General features: G+C 46.9%; 13 protein-coding genes and 3 rRNA genes. 14 read left to right on the forward strand and 2 right to left on the reverse strand.

Annotation, left to right across the window (positions count from 1 at the left end; all coding sequences use genetic code 11):
• The 6 genes from dnaA (at window position 1) to gyrB (ending at window position 6,320) form a co-directional block, all read left to right on the forward strand.
• Entirely contained in the window at window positions 1-1,347 is a 1,347-nt protein-coding gene (dnaA, locus tag NSQ68_RS00005) for a chromosomal replication initiator protein DnaA (protein ID WP_250241425.1), read from the forward strand.
• Window positions 1,348-1,533: 186 nt separating this feature from the next.
• On the forward strand, window positions 1,534-2,676 hold the full coding sequence (gene dnaN / locus NSQ68_RS00010) for a DNA polymerase III subunit beta (protein WP_029518977.1): 1,143 nt from the start codon (window positions 1,534-1,536) through the stop codon (window positions 2,674-2,676).
• Between the two features lie 46 nt (window positions 2,677-2,722).
• Entirely contained in the window at window positions 2,723-2,941 is a 219-nt protein-coding gene (yaaA, locus tag NSQ68_RS00015; protein ID WP_023986416.1) for a S4 domain-containing protein YaaA, read from the forward strand.
• A gap of 54 nt (window positions 2,942-2,995) precedes the next feature.
• A complete protein-coding gene (gene recF, locus NSQ68_RS00020; RefSeq protein WP_342427616.1) occupies window positions 2,996-4,111 on the forward strand; it encodes a DNA replication/repair protein RecF in 1,116 nt (371 codons plus the stop codon).
• Between the two features lie 16 nt (window positions 4,112-4,127).
• Window positions 4,128-4,379 (forward strand): extracellular matrix/biofilm biosynthesis regulator RemA family protein, encoded by a 252-nt coding sequence (locus NSQ68_RS00025; RefSeq protein WP_007433255.1) that lies wholly within the window; start codon window positions 4,128-4,130, stop codon window positions 4,377-4,379.
• A gap of 30 nt (window positions 4,380-4,409) precedes the next feature.
• Entirely contained in the window at window positions 4,410-6,320 is a 1,911-nt protein-coding gene (gene gyrB / locus NSQ68_RS00030; protein ID WP_013308100.1) for a DNA topoisomerase (ATP-hydrolyzing) subunit B, read from the forward strand.
• Window positions 6,321-6,461: 141 nt separating this feature from the next.
• Here the strand turns inward: gyrB and NSQ68_RS00035 are convergent, their stop codons facing one another.
• On the reverse strand, window positions 6,462-7,289 hold the full coding sequence (locus NSQ68_RS00035) for a YheC/YheD family protein (protein WP_307350458.1): 828 nt from the start codon (window positions 7,287-7,289) through the stop codon (window positions 6,462-6,464).
• Window positions 7,290-7,755: 466 nt separating this feature from the next.
• Here NSQ68_RS00035 and gyrA point away from each other — a divergent pair, with 466 nt between their 5' ends.
• The 6 genes from gyrA to NSQ68_RS00065 all read left to right on the forward strand — a co-directional run bounded on the left by gyrA (window position 7,756) and on the right by NSQ68_RS00065 (window position 17,740).
• The gene (gene gyrA / locus NSQ68_RS00040) at window positions 7,756-10,320 is read left to right on the forward strand and encodes a DNA gyrase subunit A (protein ID WP_342427617.1); all 2,565 of its coding nucleotides are present in this window, start codon (window positions 7,756-7,758) and stop codon (window positions 10,318-10,320) included.
• Window positions 10,321-10,537: 217 nt separating this feature from the next.
• Window positions 10,538-11,626: an HD-GYP domain-containing protein gene (locus tag NSQ68_RS00045; RefSeq protein WP_307351658.1), complete on the forward strand. Its 1,089-nt coding sequence runs from the start codon at window positions 10,538-10,540 to the stop codon at window positions 11,624-11,626.
• Window positions 11,627-11,944: 318 nt separating this feature from the next.
• Window positions 11,945-13,500, forward strand: a 16S ribosomal RNA gene (locus NSQ68_RS00050).
• Between the two features lie 394 nt (window positions 13,501-13,894).
• A 23S ribosomal RNA gene (locus NSQ68_RS00055) occupies window positions 13,895-16,820 on the forward strand.
• Window positions 16,821-16,969: 149 nt separating this feature from the next.
• Window positions 16,970-17,086: ribosomal RNA gene (gene rrf / locus NSQ68_RS00060) — 5S ribosomal RNA — on the forward strand.
• The 16S, 23S and 5S rRNA genes sit together here, the layout of an rRNA operon.
• A gap of 234 nt (window positions 17,087-17,320) precedes the next feature.
• A complete protein-coding gene (locus NSQ68_RS00065) occupies window positions 17,321-17,740 on the forward strand; it encodes a hypothetical protein (protein ID WP_013308104.1) in 420 nt (139 codons plus the stop codon).
• 371 nt (window positions 17,741-18,111) lie between these two features.
• Here the strand turns inward: NSQ68_RS00065 and NSQ68_RS00070 are convergent, their stop codons facing one another.
• Window positions 18,112-18,639: a hypothetical protein gene (locus NSQ68_RS00070; RefSeq protein WP_307354288.1), complete on the reverse strand. Its 528-nt coding sequence runs from the start codon at window positions 18,637-18,639 to the stop codon at window positions 18,112-18,114.
• Window positions 18,640-19,038: 399 nt separating this feature from the next.
• Here NSQ68_RS00070 and NSQ68_RS00075 point away from each other — a divergent pair, with 399 nt between their 5' ends.
• Together NSQ68_RS00075 and NSQ68_RS00080 are read left to right on the forward strand one after the other, a co-directional pair.
• Window positions 19,039-19,224, forward strand: a complete 186-nt coding sequence (locus NSQ68_RS00075; RefSeq protein WP_023986422.1) for a sigma factor G inhibitor Gin — start codon at window positions 19,039-19,041, stop codon at window positions 19,222-19,224.
• Window positions 19,225-19,367: 143 nt separating this feature from the next.
• Window positions 19,368-20,951, forward strand: a complete 1,584-nt coding sequence (locus NSQ68_RS00080) for a DegT/DnrJ/EryC1/StrS family aminotransferase (protein WP_342427618.1) — start codon at window positions 19,368-19,370, stop codon at window positions 20,949-20,951.
• Window positions 20,952-20,986: the final 35 nt, after the last annotated feature.

Below are 20,986 nucleotides of genomic sequence, written 5' to 3' on the forward strand. Positions count from 1 at the left end.
GTGGACAGCCATACCTCTGAACTATGGCAGCAAATTCTATCCATCATACAAACCAAGCTGAGTAAGCCAAGTTACGACACTTGGTTTAAGGCTACCAAGGCAGCGAAACTAAATGACCACTCCATTGTGATTTCTGCACCGACAACTTTTGCCGTGGAATGGCTTGAAAGCCGCTATACCAAGCTAGTCGGAGCAACGGTTTATGAGATTTTGGGCAAACAACTAGAGGTCAAGTTCGTTATTGAAGAGAACAAGCCCGCCGAGGTCGACCTTCAGCAACAACCTCAGCAGCAGCCGGTCGTTCATGAAGAAGCTGTGTCCCATATGCTGAATCCCAAATATACATTCGATACATTCGTCATTGGATCGGGGAACCGTTTTGCCCATGCGGCATCGCTGGCCGTCGCCGAGGCGCCGGCCAAAGCTTACAATCCGCTGTTTTTATACGGTGGTGTAGGGCTGGGAAAAACGCATCTGATGCACGCTATCGGACACTATATTTTGGAGCACAATCCGGCCAGCAAGGTCGTTTATTTATCGTCGGAGAAGTTTACGAATGAATTCATTAATGCCATCCGGGACAACCGCGGGGAAAGTTTTCGGAATAAATATCGCAACATTGATATTTTGCTGATTGATGATATTCAATTCATTGCGGGTAAGGAATCGACGCAGGAGGAATTTTTCCACACGTTCAACGCGCTTCATGAGGAACGCAAGCAGATTATAATCTCAAGCGATCGGCCACCTAAAGAGATTCCAACGCTGGAAGAACGGCTGCGCTCTCGCTTCGAGTGGGGACTCATAACGGATATTCAACCGCCGGATCTGGAGACGAGAATTGCTATTCTTCGGAAAAAGGCGCGGGCAGAAAACCTGGATATTCCCAATGAGGCCATGATGTATATCGCTAATCAAATTGATACAAACATCCGTGAGCTGGAAGGGGCGCTTATTCGCGTTGTCGCTTATTCCTCCTTAACCAATCAGGATGTAACTAGTCATCTTGCGGCTGAGGCGTTGAAGGACATTATCCCGTCCAGTCGTCCGAAAATGATCACGATCCAGGATATACAGCACCAAGTCGGGGAATTTTACAATTTACGGCTGGAGGATTTTAAAGCGCGTAAGCGGACGAAGGCTGTAGCTTTTCCACGACAGATTGCCATGTACCTGTCTCGTGAGCTAACCGACTATTCTTTGCCAAAAATCGGTGAAGCTTTCGGTGGGCGTGATCATACGACTGTCATTCATGCGCACGAAAAAATCTCCAAATCCATTCAAGTGGATCAGGATCTGTTTAAAGTTATCAACAACCTAATAGAAAAAATCAAAAATCCAACCTGAACAAGTTCAGAGCCTATACACAATTTATACACATGTGGATAGGCTTGATTTTATTAGGGTTACAGTGACTTATCCACATATTCAGTGCGCCTATTACTATTACTAATATATTTTAAAGATATACATCACCTAAATAAGGCCCGCGTCAACGCGTGCTTGAAGGATTAAAACCCGTAGGAGGAACTTATGAAGATCAGCATTCTGAAAAACGTTTTGAACGAGGCTATACAACATGTATCCAAAGCGATATCAAGTCGGACTACGATTCCAATTCTGAGTGGTATTAAGCTGGATGTGAATCACCAGGGAGTAACGCTGACCGCCAGCGATACAGACATCTCGATTCAATCCTTCATTCCGATGGAGGATGGTGACCAAACTGTCGTTCAGGTCGAACAACCCGGCAGTGTGGTGCTGCCTGCCAAATTCTTTGTCGAAATTATCAAAAAGTTGCCTTCGCAGGAGATCCGTATGGAGGTAAAAGACCAATTCCAAACCTTTATCTCGTCCGGTGCAACTGAAATTCAGATTGTTGGCCTAGATCCTGAAGAATTCCCGGTGCTTCCCAACATTGAAGAAAACCAAGTCATCTCTGTGCCAGGAGATTTGCTTAAAAATATGATTAAACAGACGGTATTCTCCATCTCCACCCACGAAACGACACCGATTTTAACCGGCGTATTGTGGAATCTGGCTGAGGGGGAACTGAAGTTTGTCGCAACGGACCGCCACCGCCTTGCCACCCGCAGCGCTCATTTGGAGACGTCTGAAGGCTTGCGTTTTAGCAATGTTGTCATTGCGGGCAAAACGCTGAATGAGCTGAGCAGAATTATTCCAGACCAAAATATGCTTGTGGATATCGTAGTAGCGGACAATCAGGTATTATTCAAAGTAGATCGGGTTCTATTTTATTCCCGCATCCTGGACGGCACCTATCCTGATACTTCTAGAATTATTCCGACCTCCTACAAAACAGAACTGATTGTGGATACAAAAAGTTTAAGTGAGTCAATTGACCGTGCTTATTTGCTGTCCCGTGAGGAAAAAACGAATATCGTAAAAATGCAGTCGTTGGAAAATGGCGGTTTGGAAATTTCCTCTAGCTCCTCTGAGCTTGGCAAAGTGCGTGAGGAAGTAACTGTGTCCAAATTTGAGGGAGAGCCGCTCAAAATTTCGTTCAACTCCAAATACATGCTTGACGTGCTGAAGGTGATTGACAGCGAGCAGCTGACGATTGCTTTTACCGGTATTATGAGTCCCATTATTTTAAAACCGGCAGATTCCAGCAATGCGCTGTATATCATCCTGCCATATCGCACAACCAACTGACATTTAACTTAACCCACCCGAGGACAAGCGAAAGGATGAACAAGCCTTGAAACAGATATCTATACAGACCGAATACATCAAGCTCGATCAATTTTTAAAATTAGCCGATTGTGTATCCACAGGAGGTATGGCTAAAGCCCTGCTGCAAGAGGGACAAGTCCGTGTGAATGGTGAACCGGAAGAACGCCGTGGAAGAAAACTGTACCCGGGTGATACCGTAGAAGTAGAGGACAACGGAAGTTTCGAAGTTACAGCAGGAGCATGATCGCCTGGGTGGCAAGGACTCCTTTTAGGTACGGAGTAACAAGGGGGACCCTATGTGTTTGTGAACAACATTGTTTTGCAGCAGTACCGGAACTATGAGCAGCTGGAACTGAATGAATTTGGTCCCGTTAATTTGCTGATCGGACAAAATGCCCAGGGCAAAACGAATCTGGTAGAGGCTATTTTTGTACTGGCTTTAACCAAAAGTCATCGAACGTCCCGCGACAAGGAGTTAATCTCTTTCGGGGCTACTTCCACTCACCTAGCTGCGGATGTGGATAAAAAATACGGGAAAATCAGACTGGATCTCTCGTTATCCACACAAGGCAAAAAGGCAAAGATCAACGGACTGGAGCAGCGAAAACTGAGCGATTTTATCGGTTCGTTAAATGTGGTCATGTTTGCACCTGAGGATCTGGAAATTGTGAAAGGAACACCGGGGGTTCGCCGCCGGTTTCTTGACATGGAAATCGGACAGGTTGCGCCAGGATATCTGTATCATTTGCAGCAATATCAGAAAGTATTGGTTCAGCGAAACAATCTACTCAAGCAAGCTTGGGGTAAGGATATGGCATCAGTGCAGCTGATGCTAGAGGTATGGAATGAGCAACTTGTTGAGCATGGTGTTAAAATTGTTAAAAAGCGGAAACAATTTATAACAAAGCTACAAAAGTGGGCTCAGGCCATTCATGAAGGGATCGCAGGTGGGACAGAAGAGTTAAAATTAACCTATGTTCCCTCCTTCAGTGAGCCAGAGGAAGAAGATGAAGCTGTCTTATTGGAGCGATTTATGATAAAGTTATCCCAAATGAGGGAACAGGAAATCCGCCGTGGCATGACTTTGGCGGGACCCCATCGTGATGATTTGGCCTTTGCCATTAACGGCAGAGAAGTGCATACGTATGGCTCTCAGGGGCAGCAGCGGACGACGGCCCTGTCCTTGAAGCTGGCCGAAATAGAGTTAATTCATGAGGAAATTGGTGAATACCCTGTCTTGCTGCTGGATGATGTTTTGTCCGAGTTGGACCCCTATCGCCAGACACAGCTGATCGAGACTTTCCAAAGCAAGGTACAGACCTTTATCACGGCAACCGGGGTTGAGACTTTGAACGCAGAACGGCTCAAGGATGCCAATATTTATCACGTCCACGACGGGCATGTGGAACACTAAGGAGTGAGTGACTGCTATGTATATTCATCTGGGTGGAGAAAAAATCATCCGCTCGTCAGAGCTTGTGGCTATTTTCGATATCTCGATTGAAAAATCCTCCAAAATCTCCAAGCAATACGTGAACCACGCCCAACAACAAAAGCATGTCGAGATGATTGGCGAAGAGGAAGCCAAGTCCATCGTAGTGACTCAGAATACGGTGTATTATTCCCCCATCTCCTCAACAACACTCAAAAAGCGGGCAAACCAGTTTGTTGCCAATGCTTAACCATAGAATCTATAGAAGTAGGTGAAAGGCATGTCTATGAATCAACCGTCTTATGATGCGGGCGAGATTCAGGTTCTCGAGGGCCTGGAAGCGGTTCGGAAACGTCCCGGGATGTATATTGGCTCCACGAGCGCCAAAGGTCTCCATCATCTGGTCTGGGAAGTTGTGGACAACAGCATTGACGAAGCGCTGGCGGGTTATTGTGACAGCATTCAAGTTGTGGTTCACGAAGATAACAGCGTTACCGTTACAGATAACGGACGCGGTATTCCGGTAAGCGAGCACGCCAAAATGAAAAAATCTGCGCTGGAAGTCGTTATGACTGTACTTCACGCAGGTGGTAAATTCGGAGGCGGAGGGTACAAGGTATCCGGTGGTCTGCATGGGGTTGGGGTATCGGTAGTGAATGCTCTCTCCAGCAAAATGATCGTTCATGTTAAACGGGACGGACATCTGTATGAGCAGGAATATCACCGTGGTGCTCCGCAGTATGATGTCAGAGTCATCGGTGATACAGACGAGACGGGTACCCAAACGACCTTCTATCCGGACGATCAAATCTTTACAGAAACGACCGTATATGATTATGATACGCTCCAAACGCGGATTCGTGAGTTGGCTTTCCTGAACAAAGGCATAGCAATCAGCTTGACTGATGAGCGGACAGGAGCCAGCGATACATTCCATTACGAGGGCGGAATCAGTGAATATGTGCAATTCTTGAATCAAAAAAGAGAAGCGCTACATGAACAGCCGATTTATGTCGAAGGCTCGCGGGATATGATTCAAGTCGAAGTTGCATTGCAATATAACGACAGCTATACCGAAAATATTTATTCTTTTGCCAACAACATCAACACCCATGAGGGCGGAACCCACGAATCAGGCTTCAAGAGTGCATTAACTCGAATTATTAACGATTATGCACGTAAAAATGGCTTGATTAAGGACAATAACGCCAACTTGACTGGTGACGATGTGCGTGAAGGATTGACGGCGATTATCTCCGTCAAAATTCCAGAACCACAGTTTGAGGGTCAGACCAAGACAAAGCTGGGTAACAGTGAGGTGCGAGGGATTGTCGAATCCCTATTCGCAGAGAAACTCCAGGAATTCCTAGAGGAAAATCCGTCTGTTTCCCGCCGCGTGGTTGATAAATCATTACAAGCAGCACGTGCCCGGGAAGCAGCGCGTAAAGCGCGTGAGCTTACACGTCGTAAAAGTGCGCTTGAAATCAGTTCACTCCCGGGTAAGCTGGCGGACTGTTCCTCTAAGGATGCTTCGATTAGTGAACTGTACATCGTCGAAGGTGACTCAGCAGGGGGATCGGCCAAGCAGGGTCGCGATCGTCACTTTCAAGCTATTTTGCCGATTCGCGGTAAAATCCTGAATGTTGAAAAGGCACGCTTGGACCGTATTTTGTCCAGTGATGAAATCCGGTCGATGGTAACAGCAATGGGTACAGGGATCGGAGACGACTTTGACATCGCCAAAGCCCGTTATCACAAGGTCATCATCATGACAGATGCGGATGTCGATGGTGCCCATATTCGTACGTTGTTGCTGACGTTCTTCTATCGGTACATGCGTAAAATCATTGATGCAGGCTATATTTATATTGCTCAGCCGCCACTATTCAAAGTAGAGCGTAACAAAGTTGTACGTTATGCGAACTCCGAGGCGGAACGTGATGAGATCATCAGGGAATTTGGAGAAAACGCGAAGTACAATGTACAGCGCTATAAAGGTTTGGGTGAGATGAATGCGACCCAACTTTGGGAAACAACGATGGACCCTGAGAGTCGTACTATGCTTCAGGTAACTGTCAGTGATGCGATGCTGGCTGATACACTGTTCAATACCCTGATGGGGGATAATGTAGAACCTCGTCGTGACTTTATCCAAGAACATGCGAAGTACGTGAAAAATCTCGATTTTTAATGTGTGATGGTCCTTCCTAGTGGCTATATTACGTGCTCATTAGGTAGTATTTTGTAAGAGTTCACAAGGGGCGCCCAGAGGGGCGTCCCTTTTCTTGTCATTAACCAGCCCGGGTGTATTTGAATATTTAATCTCATTGTTTTAGGCCTTTTTCTTAGAACGTACCGGTTTACCTGTGGATGAAGAGTACCGGCCGTAGCCTACTGCATATCTGAATATTTTATGATAGAGGCTTTTGTTGGGAAGGGAAGAGAACACCTTGATTGCTGGTCTCGTATTAACCTCCAGAATCCACGGATAATTTTGCTGATCCAGTCCCACATCTAATCCAATTTCCCTTAAACGTGGGTATTTTTTTTGCAACTGCCAGGCTACCCGTTCGCCCATTTTCGATAATTTTTGCTCCAGTCGTACAGCTTCCTTTACATCCATGTATGGAGCGACCAGCTCATTGAAAAAGCGCGTTGTCCCACCGCTGTGATGATTGGTGACGACTTTTTCAGGAGCAGCTACGCGTCCTACAATAAGCGTTGTTTCCCATTGGTGTCTCAAGTTCATCTGGGTTAATACCCTCAGATCGAAGGGGCGTGCTTCATGCTGAAGAAGTGGAATTCCACGCTGGATCAGATATGGACGTTTTCGTATGCGGGAGGAAACTACTCTATGCAGATCTTCTAGACTTTCGAAGGTGAAGGTATCTACTTCATAGCGAAGCACATACCAAGTTCTCTCTTCGATGATTCCTTCTTCTGTCGGTGGGAGCGGCTCTGTCAGCCTCTCTGCCCGCATAACCCCTTTTCCATAAGTACCGTTATCTGGCTTAATATAGACAGTGCCGTACACGGCCAACATTTCGTTCAAGTGATCAAATGTGTACAATCGTGTTTCTGGTACATAAGCGGCCAATGTCGGATTGGGCAGAATGGCGTTGGTTTTGGTCCACTTACTGGATACTCGCTGAATAGACAAGTAATCTCATCCCTTTCTTTTCGAAATATGAGTCATGTACTTGGAATCCGCAACACTTTGACAAAACAAGGGAAACTAAAGGACAAGTGCGTAAAACAATGATATAATAGAGAAATACGGCGTTTTTCGGAATTTTGCTAAGTGAACCCTGACCGTATACGTATTGTATGTGGAAAAGGCCCTTAGGGTGGGGGCTAATCCCCAGCTCTGGGGAATTTGTTATAATCAGGGCTTGTGAGTTGTACAAGAGAGTAGCGATCTGCTACAGGCAGAAAGAGAATGACGAGGGATTTACGCTGTAAAGAGGACAGATGCGTTTAATTGTGCTCTTTTTGTGAAAGTAATATAATTATACAGATAAGGATTTCAGCCAAAGTCCTGCGCAGAGAGCGGAGTGTATAGGCAGTATCTTGTTAGGCTTTTCACATAGAGAGCATTGTATTGAAGGATAAGAAGGGGGACCAGCATGGCGGATCAAAATAACTCGCAAATCATTAATAGGGATATCGGAGTGGAAATGCGCGAATCCTTTATGGATTATGCCATGAGTATTATTGTTAGCCGTGCCTTGCCTGATGTGCGGGACGGACTGAAGCCGGTGCACCGTCGTATTTTGTACGCGATGTCCGAGCTAGGCATGTCGCCAGATAAGCCTTACAAAAAATCGGCAAGAATTGTCGGCGAAGTTATCGGTAAATATCACCCCCATGGTGATACGGCTGTATATGATACGATGGTGCGGATGGCGCAGGATTTTTCCCTGCGTTATATGTTGGTGGATGGACACGGTAACTTTGGCTCCGTGGATGGAGATATGGCGGCAGCGATGCGTTACACCGAAGCACGTTTGTCCAAGATTGCCATGGAAATGCTACGTGATTTGAACAAAGAGACCGTTGATTTTATGCCGAACTATGATGGTGAAGAGAACGAGCCTGTTGTATTACCTGCACGTTATCCTAACTTGCTGGTGAATGGGGTCGGTGGGATTGCAGTCGGGATGGCTACCAATATTCCTCCGCATAACTTGGGAGAGGTTATCGATGGTGTACAAGCACTGATCGAAAACCCTGACATTACGCCGATGGAACTTATGGATTATATTCAAGGGCCGGATTTCCCGACAGCAGGTTATATTTTAGGACGCTCTGGTATCCGTCAGGCGTACCAGACGGGCCGCGGATCTGTGACCATGCGTGCGAAGACCACCATAGAAGAGATCGGCAATAAAGCACGGATTATCGTGCATGAGCTACCTTACCAAGTGAATAAGGCTCGCCTGGTTGAGAAAATTGCCGAATTAGTACGTGACAAACGTATTGAAGGCATTACGGATCTCCGTGATGAATCGGACCGTACGGGTATGCGTGTCGTTATTGAGTTGCGTAGAGACGTGAACCCGAATGTCGTTCTGAATAATTTGTTTAAACATACAGCTATGCAGTCGAATTTCGGTATTAATATGCTTGCCATTGTAAACAACGAACCGAAGATTCTGAACCTGAAGGATGTCTTGTATCATTATCTCAAACATCAGGTCGAAGTTATTCGTCGACGGACAGAATTTGATCTGAAAAAAGCCGAAGCTAGAGCACACATTCTGGAAGGCTTGCGCATTGCTCTTGACCATCTGGACGAAGTTATTGCCTTGATTCGTTCTTCCCAAACTGCAGAAGCAGCTCGTGAAGGACTGATTGAGCGTTTCTCGCTCACTCTTGAGCAGTCTCAGGCTATTCTAGATATGCGTCTGCAACGCTTAACCGGTTTGGAACGTGAGAAGATCGAGAACGAATATAACGAGCTAATACAAAAGATTGCGGAATATCGCGAGATTTTGGCGAACGAGCATCTGGTACTCAACATCATTAGCGAAGAGCTGAATGAACTTAAAGGACGTTTCTCTGATGAACGTCGCACTGAAATTACAGTGGGTGAAGAGAGTATTCTGGATGAGGATCTCATTCCGCGTGAAGATGTTATTATTACTGTAACCCATACGGGATATATCAAACGCCTTCCTGTTACTACTTATCGCAGTCAAAAACGCGGTGGTCGTGGTGTAGTGGGTATGGATACCAAAAATGAGGATTTCGTAGAGCATCTGTTCATTACGAATTCACATCATCATTTGTTATTCTTTACCGACAAGGGTAAGGTATATCGGATTAAGGCCTATGAGATTCCTGATCTAAGCCGGACAGCCCGGGGGACACCAATTATTAACCTGATTCAGATTGAACAGGGTGAGTCGATCAATGCGGTAATTCCAATTGAGGAGTTTGTGGAGGATAGCTATCTATTCTTTGCGACCCAGCATGGAATTATTAAGAAGACACCCCTTGACGATTATGCAAATATCCGCAAAGGTGGCTTGATCGCCATTAACTTGCGTGAAGATGATGCCCTGATCGAAGTGAAGCTGACGGACGGACAGCAGGAAATGATTATTGGTACAGCACAAGGCATGTCTATCCGTTTCCCTGAAAGTGACGTACGGTCTATGGGCCGTAGCGCTACAGGGGTTAAAGGGATTAGTCTTGATGAGAGTGATGCTGTAATTGGTATGGATATCGTGGATACCAGCCTGGATATCCTGATTGTAACGTCCAAGGGTTATGGCAAACGTACTCCTGTTGTGGATTATCGTATCCAAAGCCGTGGAGGCAAGGGGATCAAGACGATTAATGTTACGGATAAAAATGGTCCGGTTGTCGGTCTCAAAGTTGTAAAAACCGAAGAGGATCTGATGATCATTACAGCTAGTGGCACCTTGATTCGGACTAGCATGGGGGAAATCTCCACGATGGGTCGGAATACACAAGGGGTAAGGCTGATTAATATCCGCGATGATGATTCGGTTGCAACGGTTTGTCGAGCGAACAAGAATGAGGAGCAGGATGAACTGCTTGAAGAATTATTAGAGGATGGGGAAGCTGGAGAAGGCTTATCTCTATCATCTGTTGAACCAACTCTCGAAACGAATACAGAAGATACGGAAGGTAACGACCCAGAATCTTCTGAGGGTGAATAAGAGCCCGAATATAGAGTAACAGTAGTTATTAAATTTTTAGAAGGAAGAGGCTCTCTGACTATTTGGTTAGGGAGTCTCTTTTTCTTTTTCTGGCTAACGAATTCAGACAAGTATGCTTTAAATGCCATAAAATGAATGTACAGGATCATTCCCAAGTAATATAATGACAACATAACTGGCAGCTGGAGCAGCTGTTGTGAGAACAGAGAGGTTGACCATGACAACTGTACCCGTATCCGAATTAAAAGCAGGACTTAGATTGCAAAGCGATGTATTTACAGAAATGGGCAGCTTGCTGCTACCGAAAGGGCGCATTCTGCTGCCACGTGACTTGGAGATTTTACAGGCGTTCCTGATCCAGCAGGTTGAGGTAGGGACTGATGATCTTATAAAATCCAGTAGCGAGTCTACGACAGTTCGATCTGGAACATCTGAATCGCAAGGACCTTCGTTAGATGGACGAGATGAATCTGAACAATTTCAAGATGAGTATGACAAAATGGTGATGCTCGTTAAGAATGCATTTCAATCGGTACTCGTCTCTAATTTATCTATATATGAACTGCGAGGACAATTGGAGTCCTTACTGATGCACATTCAGCGCTATAGTGTAATGACCTATACTCCGCCCGCCATGATCGAAGTGGACTATATTTTTCACAATGCCGTGCTAACCTCCCTTACTTCCTATTCCATTGCACAATGGATCGGATTACCTCAGAAGGATTGGATGCAGGTGGCTTTTGCCGGATTGCTTCATGACATAGGGAACGCTAAAATGGACCCGGCCATTTTGTACAAGCCCTCAAAACTAACGTGGGAAGAGCAAGAAGAAATACGTCGTCATACATCACTAGGATACCAGTTGCTTAAAAATGTGAAAGCCATTAATGAAGGTGTACGTTTGGCAGCTCTTCAGCATCATGAGAAAGTGGACGGTACCGGATATCCACTGCGTCTTAAAGGAGAACAAATCCACATTTATGCTAAAATCGTCGGAGTGGCTGATGTATTCCATGCCATGACTCTGGAGAAAACATACCGACCTGCTCAATCACCCTATTTGGTCCTAGAGCAAATTAAATCAGAATCATTTGGAAAGCTGGACCCCAATGTCGTACAAGTGTTTATTCATAAGTTAACCCAATTCAATAATGGAACCAAGGTGCGCCTCAATGATAACCGTACAGGGGAAATTATATTTGCTGATCGAGATCATCCGACTCGGCCGTTGATTCAAGTAGATGGAGAAATCATTAACTTAATGCTGCAAAGAGAGCTTTATATCGAGTGTATTGTTACCTAACTAAGTATTTAAAAAAAAGAGTTGCATAATGCAAGGAAAGTATGATATATTAATTCTTGTCGCTTCAAGTGCTATCAAAAAGAGTGAAAAACACTTTTTTAAAAAAGTGTTGACATTACTCTAGGGAATATGATAGACTATAAAAGTTGCTGAGGGGTTGAAAGAAACGCCGAGGCGGACAACGAATGTTTGATCTTTGAAAACTGAACAACGAGTGAGTAAAACGATTTTGTTCGCAAAATCAAACAAGAGATATTTTATCTCGTCAGTTTCAAAATGAGCTTATCGCTCTTTCTATAAACCAGCTTCGGTTGGTCTTTAATGGAGAGTTTGATCCTGGCTCAGGACGAACGCTGGCGGCGTGCCTAATACATGCAAGTCGAGCGGGGTTGTGTAGAAGCTTGCTTCTACACAACCTAGCGGCGGACGGGTGAGTAACACGTAGGCAACCTGCCCACAAGACAGGGATAACTACCGGAAACGGTAGCTAATACCCGATACATCCTTTACCTGCATGGGCGAAGGAGGAAAGACGGAGCAATCTGTCACTTGTGGATGGGCCTGCGGCGCATTAGCTAGTTGGTGGGGTAAAGGCCTACCAAGGCGACGATGCGTAGCCGACCTGAGAGGGTGATCGGCCACACTGGGACTGAGACACGGCCCAGACTCCTACGGGAGGCAGCAGTAGGGAATCTTCCGCAATGGGCGAAAGCCTGACGGAGCAACGCCGCGTGAGTGATGAAGGTTTTCGGATCGTAAAGCTCTGTTGCCAGGGAAGAACGTCTTGTAGAGTAACTGCTACAAGAGTGACGGTACCTGAGAAGAAAGCCCCGGCTAACTACGTGCCAGCAGCCGCGGTAATACGTAGGGGGCAAGCGTTGTCCGGAATTATTGGGCGTAAAGCGCGCGCAGGCGGCTCTTTAAGTCTGGTGTTTAATCCCGAGGCTCAACTTCGGGTCGCACTGGAAACTGGGGAGCTTGAGTGCAGAAGAGGAGAGTGGAATTCCACGTGTAGCGGTGAAATGCGTAGAGATGTGGAGGAACACCAGTGGCGAAGGCGACTCTCTGGGCTGTAACTGACGCTGAGGCGCGAAAGCGTGGGGAGCAAACAGGATTAGATACCCTGGTAGTCCACGCCGTAAACGATGAATGCTAGGTGTTAGGGGTTTCGATACCCTTGGTGCCGAAGTTAACACATTAAGCATTCCGCCTGGGGAGTACGGTCGCAAGACTGAAACTCAAAGGAATTGACGGGGACCCGCACAAGCAGTGGAGTATGTGGTTTAATTCGAAGCAACGCGAAGAACCTTACCAGGTCTTGACATCCCTCTGACCGGTCTAGAGATAGACCTTTCCTTCGGGACAGAGGAGACAGGTGGTGCATGGTTGTCGTCAGCTCGTGTCGTGAGATGTTGGGTTAAGTCCCGCAACGAGCGCAACCCTTATGCTTAGTTGCCAGCAGGTCAAGCTGGGCACTCTAAGCAGACTGCCGGTGACAAACCGGAGGAAGGTGGGGATGACGTCAAATCATCATGCCCCTTATGACCTGGGCTACACACGTACTACAATGGCCGGTACAACGGGAAGCGAAGCCGCGAGGTGGAGCCAATCCTAGAAAAGCCGGTCTCAGTTCGGATTGTAGGCTGCAACTCGCCTACATGAAGTCGGAATTGCTAGTAATCGCGGATCAGCATGCCGCGGTGAATACGTTCCCGGGTCTTGTACACACCGCCCGTCACACCACGAGAGTTTACAACACCCGAAGTCGGTGGGGTAACCCGCAAGGGAGCCAGCCGCCGAAGGTGGGGTAGATGATTGGGGTGAAGTCGTAACAAGGTAGCCGTATCGGAAGGTGCGGCTGGATCACCTCCTTTCTATGGAGAATCGTTTCCTGCGATGGAAACATTCAAATCAGCAGGTACATGTACCTGCGACCGGATATTCAATTCGGTTCATCACGTTCGTGTGAATGAAATGAATATCCTGAACTTACTCACTCGTTGCTCAGTTTTGAGAGCTCAAACTCTCAAGCTTCGACGAATACTTCATTCACACATCCGTGTGGAACCGAAATATTCATCAGGTTTCGCTTCGATGAAGCGAATTGCACCTTGAAAACTGGATACCGAAACGAAATTGCGTTTTAGAATATTCCTTTAAGCTGATCTTGTGTAAACAAGTGAAATAAAGGTAGCTGCCTTGAATTTCATTCACACGTGAGTGTTGAACCGAAACTCAAAGCAAATCGTATTTACGATGTAAATACTAGGTTAAGCTACAAAGAGCACACGGAGGATGCCTAGGCGCCAGGAGCCGACGAAGGACGTGGCGAACAACGATAAAGCCTCGGGGAGCTGTAAGCAAGCTTTGATCCGGGGATGTCCGAATGGGGAAACCCGACTGTCTTCATCGACAGTCACTTTCTGTTGAATACATAGGCAGAATAGAGGCAGACCAGGGGAACTGAAACATCTAAGTACCCTGAGGAAGAGAAAACAATAGTGATTCCGTCAGTAGCGGCGAGCGAACGCGGATTAGCCCAAACCAAGGAGCTTGCTCCTTGGGGTTGTGGGACGTCTCACATGGAGTTACAAAGGAACCGGTTAGATGAAGAGGTCTGGAAAGGCCCGCCAGAGAAGGTAAAAGCCCTGTAGTTCAAAACTTGTTCCCTCCGAGACGGATCCCGAGTAGTGCGGGGCACGTGAAACCCCGTATGAATCCGGCAGGACCATCTGCCAAGGCTAAATACTCCCTGGCGACCGATAGTGAAGCAGTACCGTGAGGGAAAGGTGAAAAGCACCCCGGAAGGGGAGTGAAATAGATCCTGAAACCGTGTGCTTACAAGAAGTCAGAGCCCGATCTATGGGTGATGGCGTGCCTTTTGTAGAATGAACCGGCGAGTTACGTTCCCGTGCAAGGTTAAGGTGAAGAGCTGAAGCCGCAGCGAAAGCGAGTCTGAATAGGGCGAATGAGTACGTGGACGTAGACCCGAAACCGGGTGATCTACCCCTGTCCAGGGTGAAGGTGCGGTAACACGCACTGGAGGCCCGAACCCACGCATGTTGAAAAATGCGGGGATGAGGTGGGGGTAGCGGAGAAATTCCAATCGAACCCGGAGATAGCTGGTTCTCCCCGAAATAGCTTTAGGGCTAGCCTCGGAAAGAAGAATCGTGGAGGTAGAGCACTGATTGGGTGCGGGGCCCGCAAGGGTTACCAAGCTCAGTCAAACTCCGAATGCCATAGATTTAGTTCCGGGAGTCAGACAGTGAGTGCTAAGATCCATTGTCGAAAGGGAAACAGCCCAGACCATCAGCTAAGGTCCCCAAGTGTGTGTTAAGTGGGAAAGGATGTGGAGTTGCACAGACAACCAGGATGTTGGCTTAGAAGCAGCCACCATTGAAAGAGTGCGTAATAGCTCACTGGTCGAGTGACTCTGCGCCGAAAATGTAACGGGGCTAAACACACCACCGAAGCTATGGCTTGATGCATTGCATCAGGGGTAGGGGAGCGTTGAATGCGGGTTGAAGGTGTACCGTAAGGAGCGCTGGACTGCATTCAAGTGAGAATGCCGGTATGAGTAACGAAAAGATCTGTGAGAATCAGATCCGCCGAAAGCCTAAGGGTTCCTGAGGAAGGTTCGTCCGCTCAGGGTAAGTCGGGACCTAAGGCGAGGCCGATAGGCGTAGTCGAAGGACAACAGGTCGAAATTCCTGTACCACCGTAATCCGTTATGAGCGATGGGGTGACGCAGTAGGGTAGTGACGCGGACTGATGGATGTCCGTCTAAGCAGTGAGGCTGGTGTGTAGGCAAATCCGCACATCGTAAGGCTGGGCTGTGATGGGGAGCGAAAATTATAGTAGCGAAGGTCATGATCTCAGACTGCCAAGAAAAGCCTCTAGCCAGGAGAAGGTGCCCGTACCGCAAACCGACACAGGTAGGCGAGAAGAGAATTCTAAGGCGCGCGGAAGAACTCTCGTTAAGGAACTCGGCAAAATGACCCCGTAACTTCGGGAGAAGGGGTGCCTCGGTAGGGTGAATAGCCCGAGGGGGCCGCAGTGAAAAGGCCCAAGCGACTGTTTAGCAAAAACACAGGTCTGTGCGAAGCCGCAAGGCGAAGTATACGGGCTGACGCCTGCCCGGTGCTGGAAGGTTAAGGGGAGTGGTAAGCCTTCGGGCGAAGCTATGAACCGAAGCCCCAGTAAACGGCGGCCGTAACTATAACGGTCCTAAGGTAGCGAAATTCCTTGTCAGGTAAATTCTGACCCGCACGAATGGCGTAACGACTTGGGCGCTGTCTCAACGAGAGATCCGGTGAAATTTTAATACCTGTGAAGATGCAGGTTACCCGCGACAAGACGGAAAGACCCCATGGAGCTTTACTGCAGCTTGATATTGAATTTGGGTACGATCTGTACAGGATAGGTGGGAGCCGTAGAATCTTGAGCGCCAGCTTGAGAGGAGGCATCCTTGGGATACCACCCTGATCGTATCTAGGTTCTAACTTGGTACCGTGATCCGGTGCGAGGACAGTGTCAGGTGGGCAGTTTGACTGGGGCGGTCGCCTCCTAAAGAGTAACGGAGGCGCCCCAAGGTTCCCTCAGAATGGTTGGAAATCATTCGAAGAGTGCAAAGGCAGAAGGGAGCTTGACTGCGAGACCTACAAGTCGAGCAGGGACGAAAGTCGGGCTTAGTGATCCGGTGGTACCGCATGGAAGGGCCATCGCTCAACGGATAAAAGCTACCCTGGGGATAACAGGCTTATCTCCCCCAAGAGTCCACATCGACGGGGAGGTTTGGCACCTCGATGTCGGCTCATCGCATCCTGGGGCTGAAGTAGGTCCCAAGGGTTGGGCTGTTCGCCCATTAAAGCGGTACGCGAGCTGGGTTCAGAACGTCGTGAGACAGTTCGGTCCCTATCTGTCGTGGGCGTAGGAAATTTGAGAGGAGCTGTCCTTAGTACGAGAGGACCGGGATGGACGTACCGCTGGTGTACCAGTTGTTCCGCCAGGAGCACCGCTGGGTAGCTATGTACGGAAGGGATAAGCGCTGAAAGCATCTAAGCGTGAAGCCCCCCTCAAGATGAGATTTCCCAGTATGTAAGACCCCTTGAAGACGACGAGGTAGATAGGTTGGGGGTGGAAGTGCAGTAATGCATGGAGCTGACCAATACTAATCGGTCGAGGGCTTATCCTAAGATAAAACGCAAATGAGTTTCGGATCCAGTTTTCAGGGTGTAACCTTGAAGGTATGTAGAAATGCATACGAAATACGCATTGAAATTCATTCACACAGCTGTGATGAACCGAGTTTCAATACGGAAGAATTTGCGTAGCAAATTCATGTTTGGTGGCGATAGCGGAGGGGTTCCACACGTACCCATCCCGAACACGACCGTTAAGCCCTCCAGCGCCGATGGTACTTGGACCGCAGGGTCCTGGGAGAGTAGGACGTCGCCAAGCAACAGGTAAAGAGGACCATGATCTCAATGAGATCATGGTCCTCTTTTGCATATACGTATATTTTAGAAATATCCTTACAAAAGGAAGGTAACATTTTTGTTACGGAATGTAAGAGTAAACCCTGTATAATATAGGTATTGAATCCCATACACACACGCTGCATTATTGCAGAATTATGCAAACTCCATCATAGGATTTTTGTATAATCAATCAGGCTGGTAAGGAGGGAAGATCATGCGGCGAAATAAATGGCTTGCTCTATTGGTGCTATTCAGTGTCGCTGTCGCGATTCTTACCGGGTGCGTGGAAGAGGAGCCTTCTTGGACATCGTTTGAGGGTGCTGCCAATGAGAAGACGTTTCCGGTTCCCAAAGAAGCTAGTAAAACCGATCGGGCCAGCAGTAATTCGGACATGGACTATGTTCGCTATGCACTGCCAGCGTTGAAGGAAAGTGATAGTCTACCTGCTCCTTATCTAGAGGAGATTGCAGCTTGGGGCTGGACTGAGGAACCGAATTTATCCACCTCCAATCAGAAGGTGTTTCAGAAAAATAAACACATGGTGCATTTGTCTGTGCATGATGGTTCTTTTACTGTATTGGTTCCAAAAGACAGAAAGGCTGTTGTGAAGAGCAAAAGCGTGGATCTTAATTAGGCGTACGGTTTTCAACCGAGTAAGCAGCATAGGACTTAATGTAGATCATATTTATAGTAAACTCATAGCGTATTGATGCTGTGTATAATGATGAATGATGAGATCGGATATGGGGAAGCACTCAGAACTGCCGTTGAGTAGGGAGTGGCTTCCTTTTATATATTTGCATGTTGAATAATTGCTCTACATTAATAACGAGGATAAAGGTGAGGAAAGGTTTACTTGATAAGAGAATAAAGCGATTATAGTTGTTAAGTCGCAAAAAAAGGAGTAACCGGTTGAGGTTGCTCCTTTTTTATTGCTTCAGTCTATGTCGTTGTAGGTTAGTTCAGATCCGAATTTTTTATCTGTACGGGTATGAGTGGTTAGATTTACTGTTGGTAATATGAGGCATCTTCATCGGTAAACTTCAACATGCCGTCTTTTCTCTCGCCCGTAAGCCGACTGAGGATGTATAGACGCGGTGCAATAAGCCATAGATGCCAGAAGAGTAAGGATACCGTAAAGGCTGGTGGAGACCAGAGAATGAATACGCCTGATAAGCAGATACCGATCCAGAGGGTATGTATGTGCACACGACGAAAGATGCTATAGCCTATGTACTGGTCTGTCATATAGCCTAGCCAAGGTAATTTACGGTGGAATGCCCAGCGTTTGCGGAAGGATGTTCCGCCACCAATGTATAGGACAGATCGTGAGATTACGAAGTGTACCCATAAGGTTAGGAAAAAGGCAAGAGCAAACAAAAACACGCTAGTCCAGGAAAAGGCTAGAAGCAGAAAGAGAAGCATAATAATAGGCAGTGTGATGTGACTCCATATTAGTTGACGCGGTATACTGATTTTTTTAATGAGCTTGTAGTGATAGTAGGTAGCTTTGGTTCCGGTTTCCTCTGTCATGCGAACAGTCCTTTCATTAATCTACTGCATCACAAGTGGCTTCCCGTCCACAGCCGGAAAAAGGGACGGTACTTCGCTCATGCCGCTTTAAATAAGCATTTAATCGTTTTTGTAGAAATACAGAATGATCGACATCCAGTGTTAGCTAGCCTACTCTATAATTACTGGAAAAGCTATCACTGGTGAAGTGTTCAAGTCTCCGATGAAAGGGTATCCATACATAAGAGCTTTTCTTATTATATCGGCATAGACGGCTGTTTTTTAAACATACAGGGTACAAACACCATAATGGCCCAGAAGGAATATATATAGAGTATATCGTCAAACTGAGCTATGAAAAGGTTTAAAATAGTAGAAAGTGCCCCATACTAATAGTAAAAGAAACAAGGTGGGATGGATATGCATGATCAAGGCGGCCACCGCTGTATTATATGCGGACAGCACAAGCATGAAGGCATTTTTATCGTTTCCGAGTTTATCTGTGATACGTGTGAAGCTGAAATGGTACACACGGATGCAACTGATGCCAAATATCATTTTTTTATTGATCAACTAAAGCAAATCTGGGTACAGAAAAATGCATAATATCCTTTGCTAATTAGTCTTTGAAGGATTGGCATTCAAGGTCTGTCGATACGGGCCTTTTTTTCTGTGAGTAAAAGTAGGATTCCGCTTGATTTTACGATAAAATAAGGTAGATATAAAGCTTTGTTTGGAAGGATTGCAGAATGATGGGGAAAAAGGCGGTACACGCACCATTAATGGAAGCTCTAATACGTTACCGGACTCAGGGCAATACTTCTTTCCATGTACCCGGTCATAAAAATGGACAAGTATATGAGCAAGAAAATATTGCATCTCTGTTGCAAGAAGTGATGTCTATTGATGCGACAGAAATTACTGGACTGGATGATTTGCATCACCCAGAAGGTGTGATTCGTGAAGGGCAAGAGCTGGCTGCAAAGTGCTTTGGCGCTGAAGAGAGCTTTTGGCTAATTGGAGGAAGCACGGTCGGTAATTTGGCTATGATTTTAACTGTATGTACGGAGCCGGGAGATTTACTGCTGGTACAGAGAAATGTACACAAATCTGTCCTGAACGGTCTCATGCTGTCAGGGGCTAATGCGGTATTCCTGGATCCGGAAATAGATACACTGAGCGGACTGGCGGTTGCCCCAACGGCGGATACAATAAAGGCTGCACTGAAGACATATCCCTCGGCTAAAGGGGTGTTACTTACACTACCTAATTACTATGGGATGGGACATGACCTGACGGCAACGGCTAAGGTCTGCCATGCAGCCCATGTGCCGCTATTGGTAGATGAGGCCCACGGTGCCCATTATGGGCTGCATCCTCGTTTGCCAGCCTCTGCGCTATCCTGCGGGGCTGATGTAGTCGTCCAGTCGACACATAAAATGCTTCCAGCCATGACCATGGGGGCCATGTTACATGTGCAGGGAGAGAGAATCCATCGGGGACTGCTTCGTCAGCGGTTGGCGATGGTGCAAAGCTCTAGCCCTTCTTATCCGTTAATGGCTTCATTGGATTTGGCAAGATGGTATATAGAGGCGTATGGAGCAGATGCTTTTACCATGGGCTTAGCGGCGGCAGATGCTTTTAGAAAGGGCCTAGAGCAGCTCCCACGCTTTCGCTTGTTAGAACCTACACAGCAGGAACTAGAGGGGGAAGACGCTCACAGGGGAATCTCTGAGGTCCTAGAAAGGGCTGAGGAGGGAATAAGCGGATATTCAACCCAGGATCCTTTTAAATTGGTGCTGTATGATACTTGGGGTATACTGGATGGGTTTGGACTCAAGCATGAGTTGGAGACTTACGGATGTACTCCAGAGATGAGCGACGAAAAACATGTTGTTTTATTGTTTACGTTAGGCTCTACGGCTAAGGATGCGAGTCACCTGTTGCAGGCTCTTGTGCATATAAATAATGATATAAGATTTAAGGAGGCGGCTGGTGAGCCGGGACCAACGGAAAAAGAGCAGCAAAGACTCGAATTAGATTTTTCCACGTGGAACAATGATAGAATGAAGGGATACTCTATTCCGGTGCCGTTTGGACTTCGGCCGATTATCCCGGATCAGATGGAGACCGTGCCTGTAGAGGAATGCGCTGGCAGGGTAGCGGCCGAAATGATTATCCCGTATCCTCCAGGTATTCCACTGCTATATGCAGGAGAAACGATTACAGAAGCGATTGCACTGCGGATGGGTCGTTTACGTGAGCTAGGAGCCAAATGGCACGGGGTAGCAGATGAAAGGATGCTTACAATTCGGGTATTCCGTTTACAATAAAGATTAGATACTAGAGACTTAACAAATACAGAAGA

The sequence above is a fragment of the Paenibacillus sp. FSL L8-0158 genome (assembly GCF_038592965.1).
Classification (GTDB): Bacteria; Bacillota; Bacilli; order Paenibacillales; family Paenibacillaceae; genus Paenibacillus; species Paenibacillus polymyxa_D.

Bases quoted from the DNA above. Each gene is read 5' to 3' on its own strand.
- NSQ68_RS00045 (WP_307351658.1), top strand. From the start codon at position 10,538: ATGACAACTGTACCCGTATCCGAATTAAAAGCAGGACTTAGATTGCAA.
- gyrB (WP_013308100.1), top strand. From the start codon at position 4,410: ATGTCTATGAATCAACCGTCTTATGATGCGGGCGAGATTCAGGTTCTC.
- gyrA (WP_342427617.1), top strand. From the start codon at position 7,756: ATGGCGGATCAAAATAACTCGCAAATCATTAATAGGGATATCGGAGTG.
- NSQ68_RS00080 (WP_342427618.1), top strand. From the start codon at position 19,368: ATGATGGGGAAAAAGGCGGTACACGCACCATTAATGGAAGCTCTAATA.
- dnaN (WP_029518977.1), top strand. From the start codon at position 1,534: ATGAAGATCAGCATTCTGAAAAACGTTTTGAACGAGGCTATACAACAT.
- NSQ68_RS00070 (WP_307354288.1), bottom strand. From the start codon at position 18,639: ATGACAGAGGAAACCGGAACCAAAGCTACCTACTATCACTACAAGCTC.
- NSQ68_RS00075 (WP_023986422.1), top strand. From the start codon at position 19,039: ATGCATGATCAAGGCGGCCACCGCTGTATTATATGCGGACAGCACAAG.
- NSQ68_RS00025 (WP_007433255.1), top strand. From the start codon at position 4,128: ATGTATATTCATCTGGGTGGAGAAAAAATCATCCGCTCGTCAGAGCTT.
- NSQ68_RS00065 (WP_013308104.1), top strand. From the start codon at position 17,321: ATGCGGCGAAATAAATGGCTTGCTCTATTGGTGCTATTCAGTGTCGCT.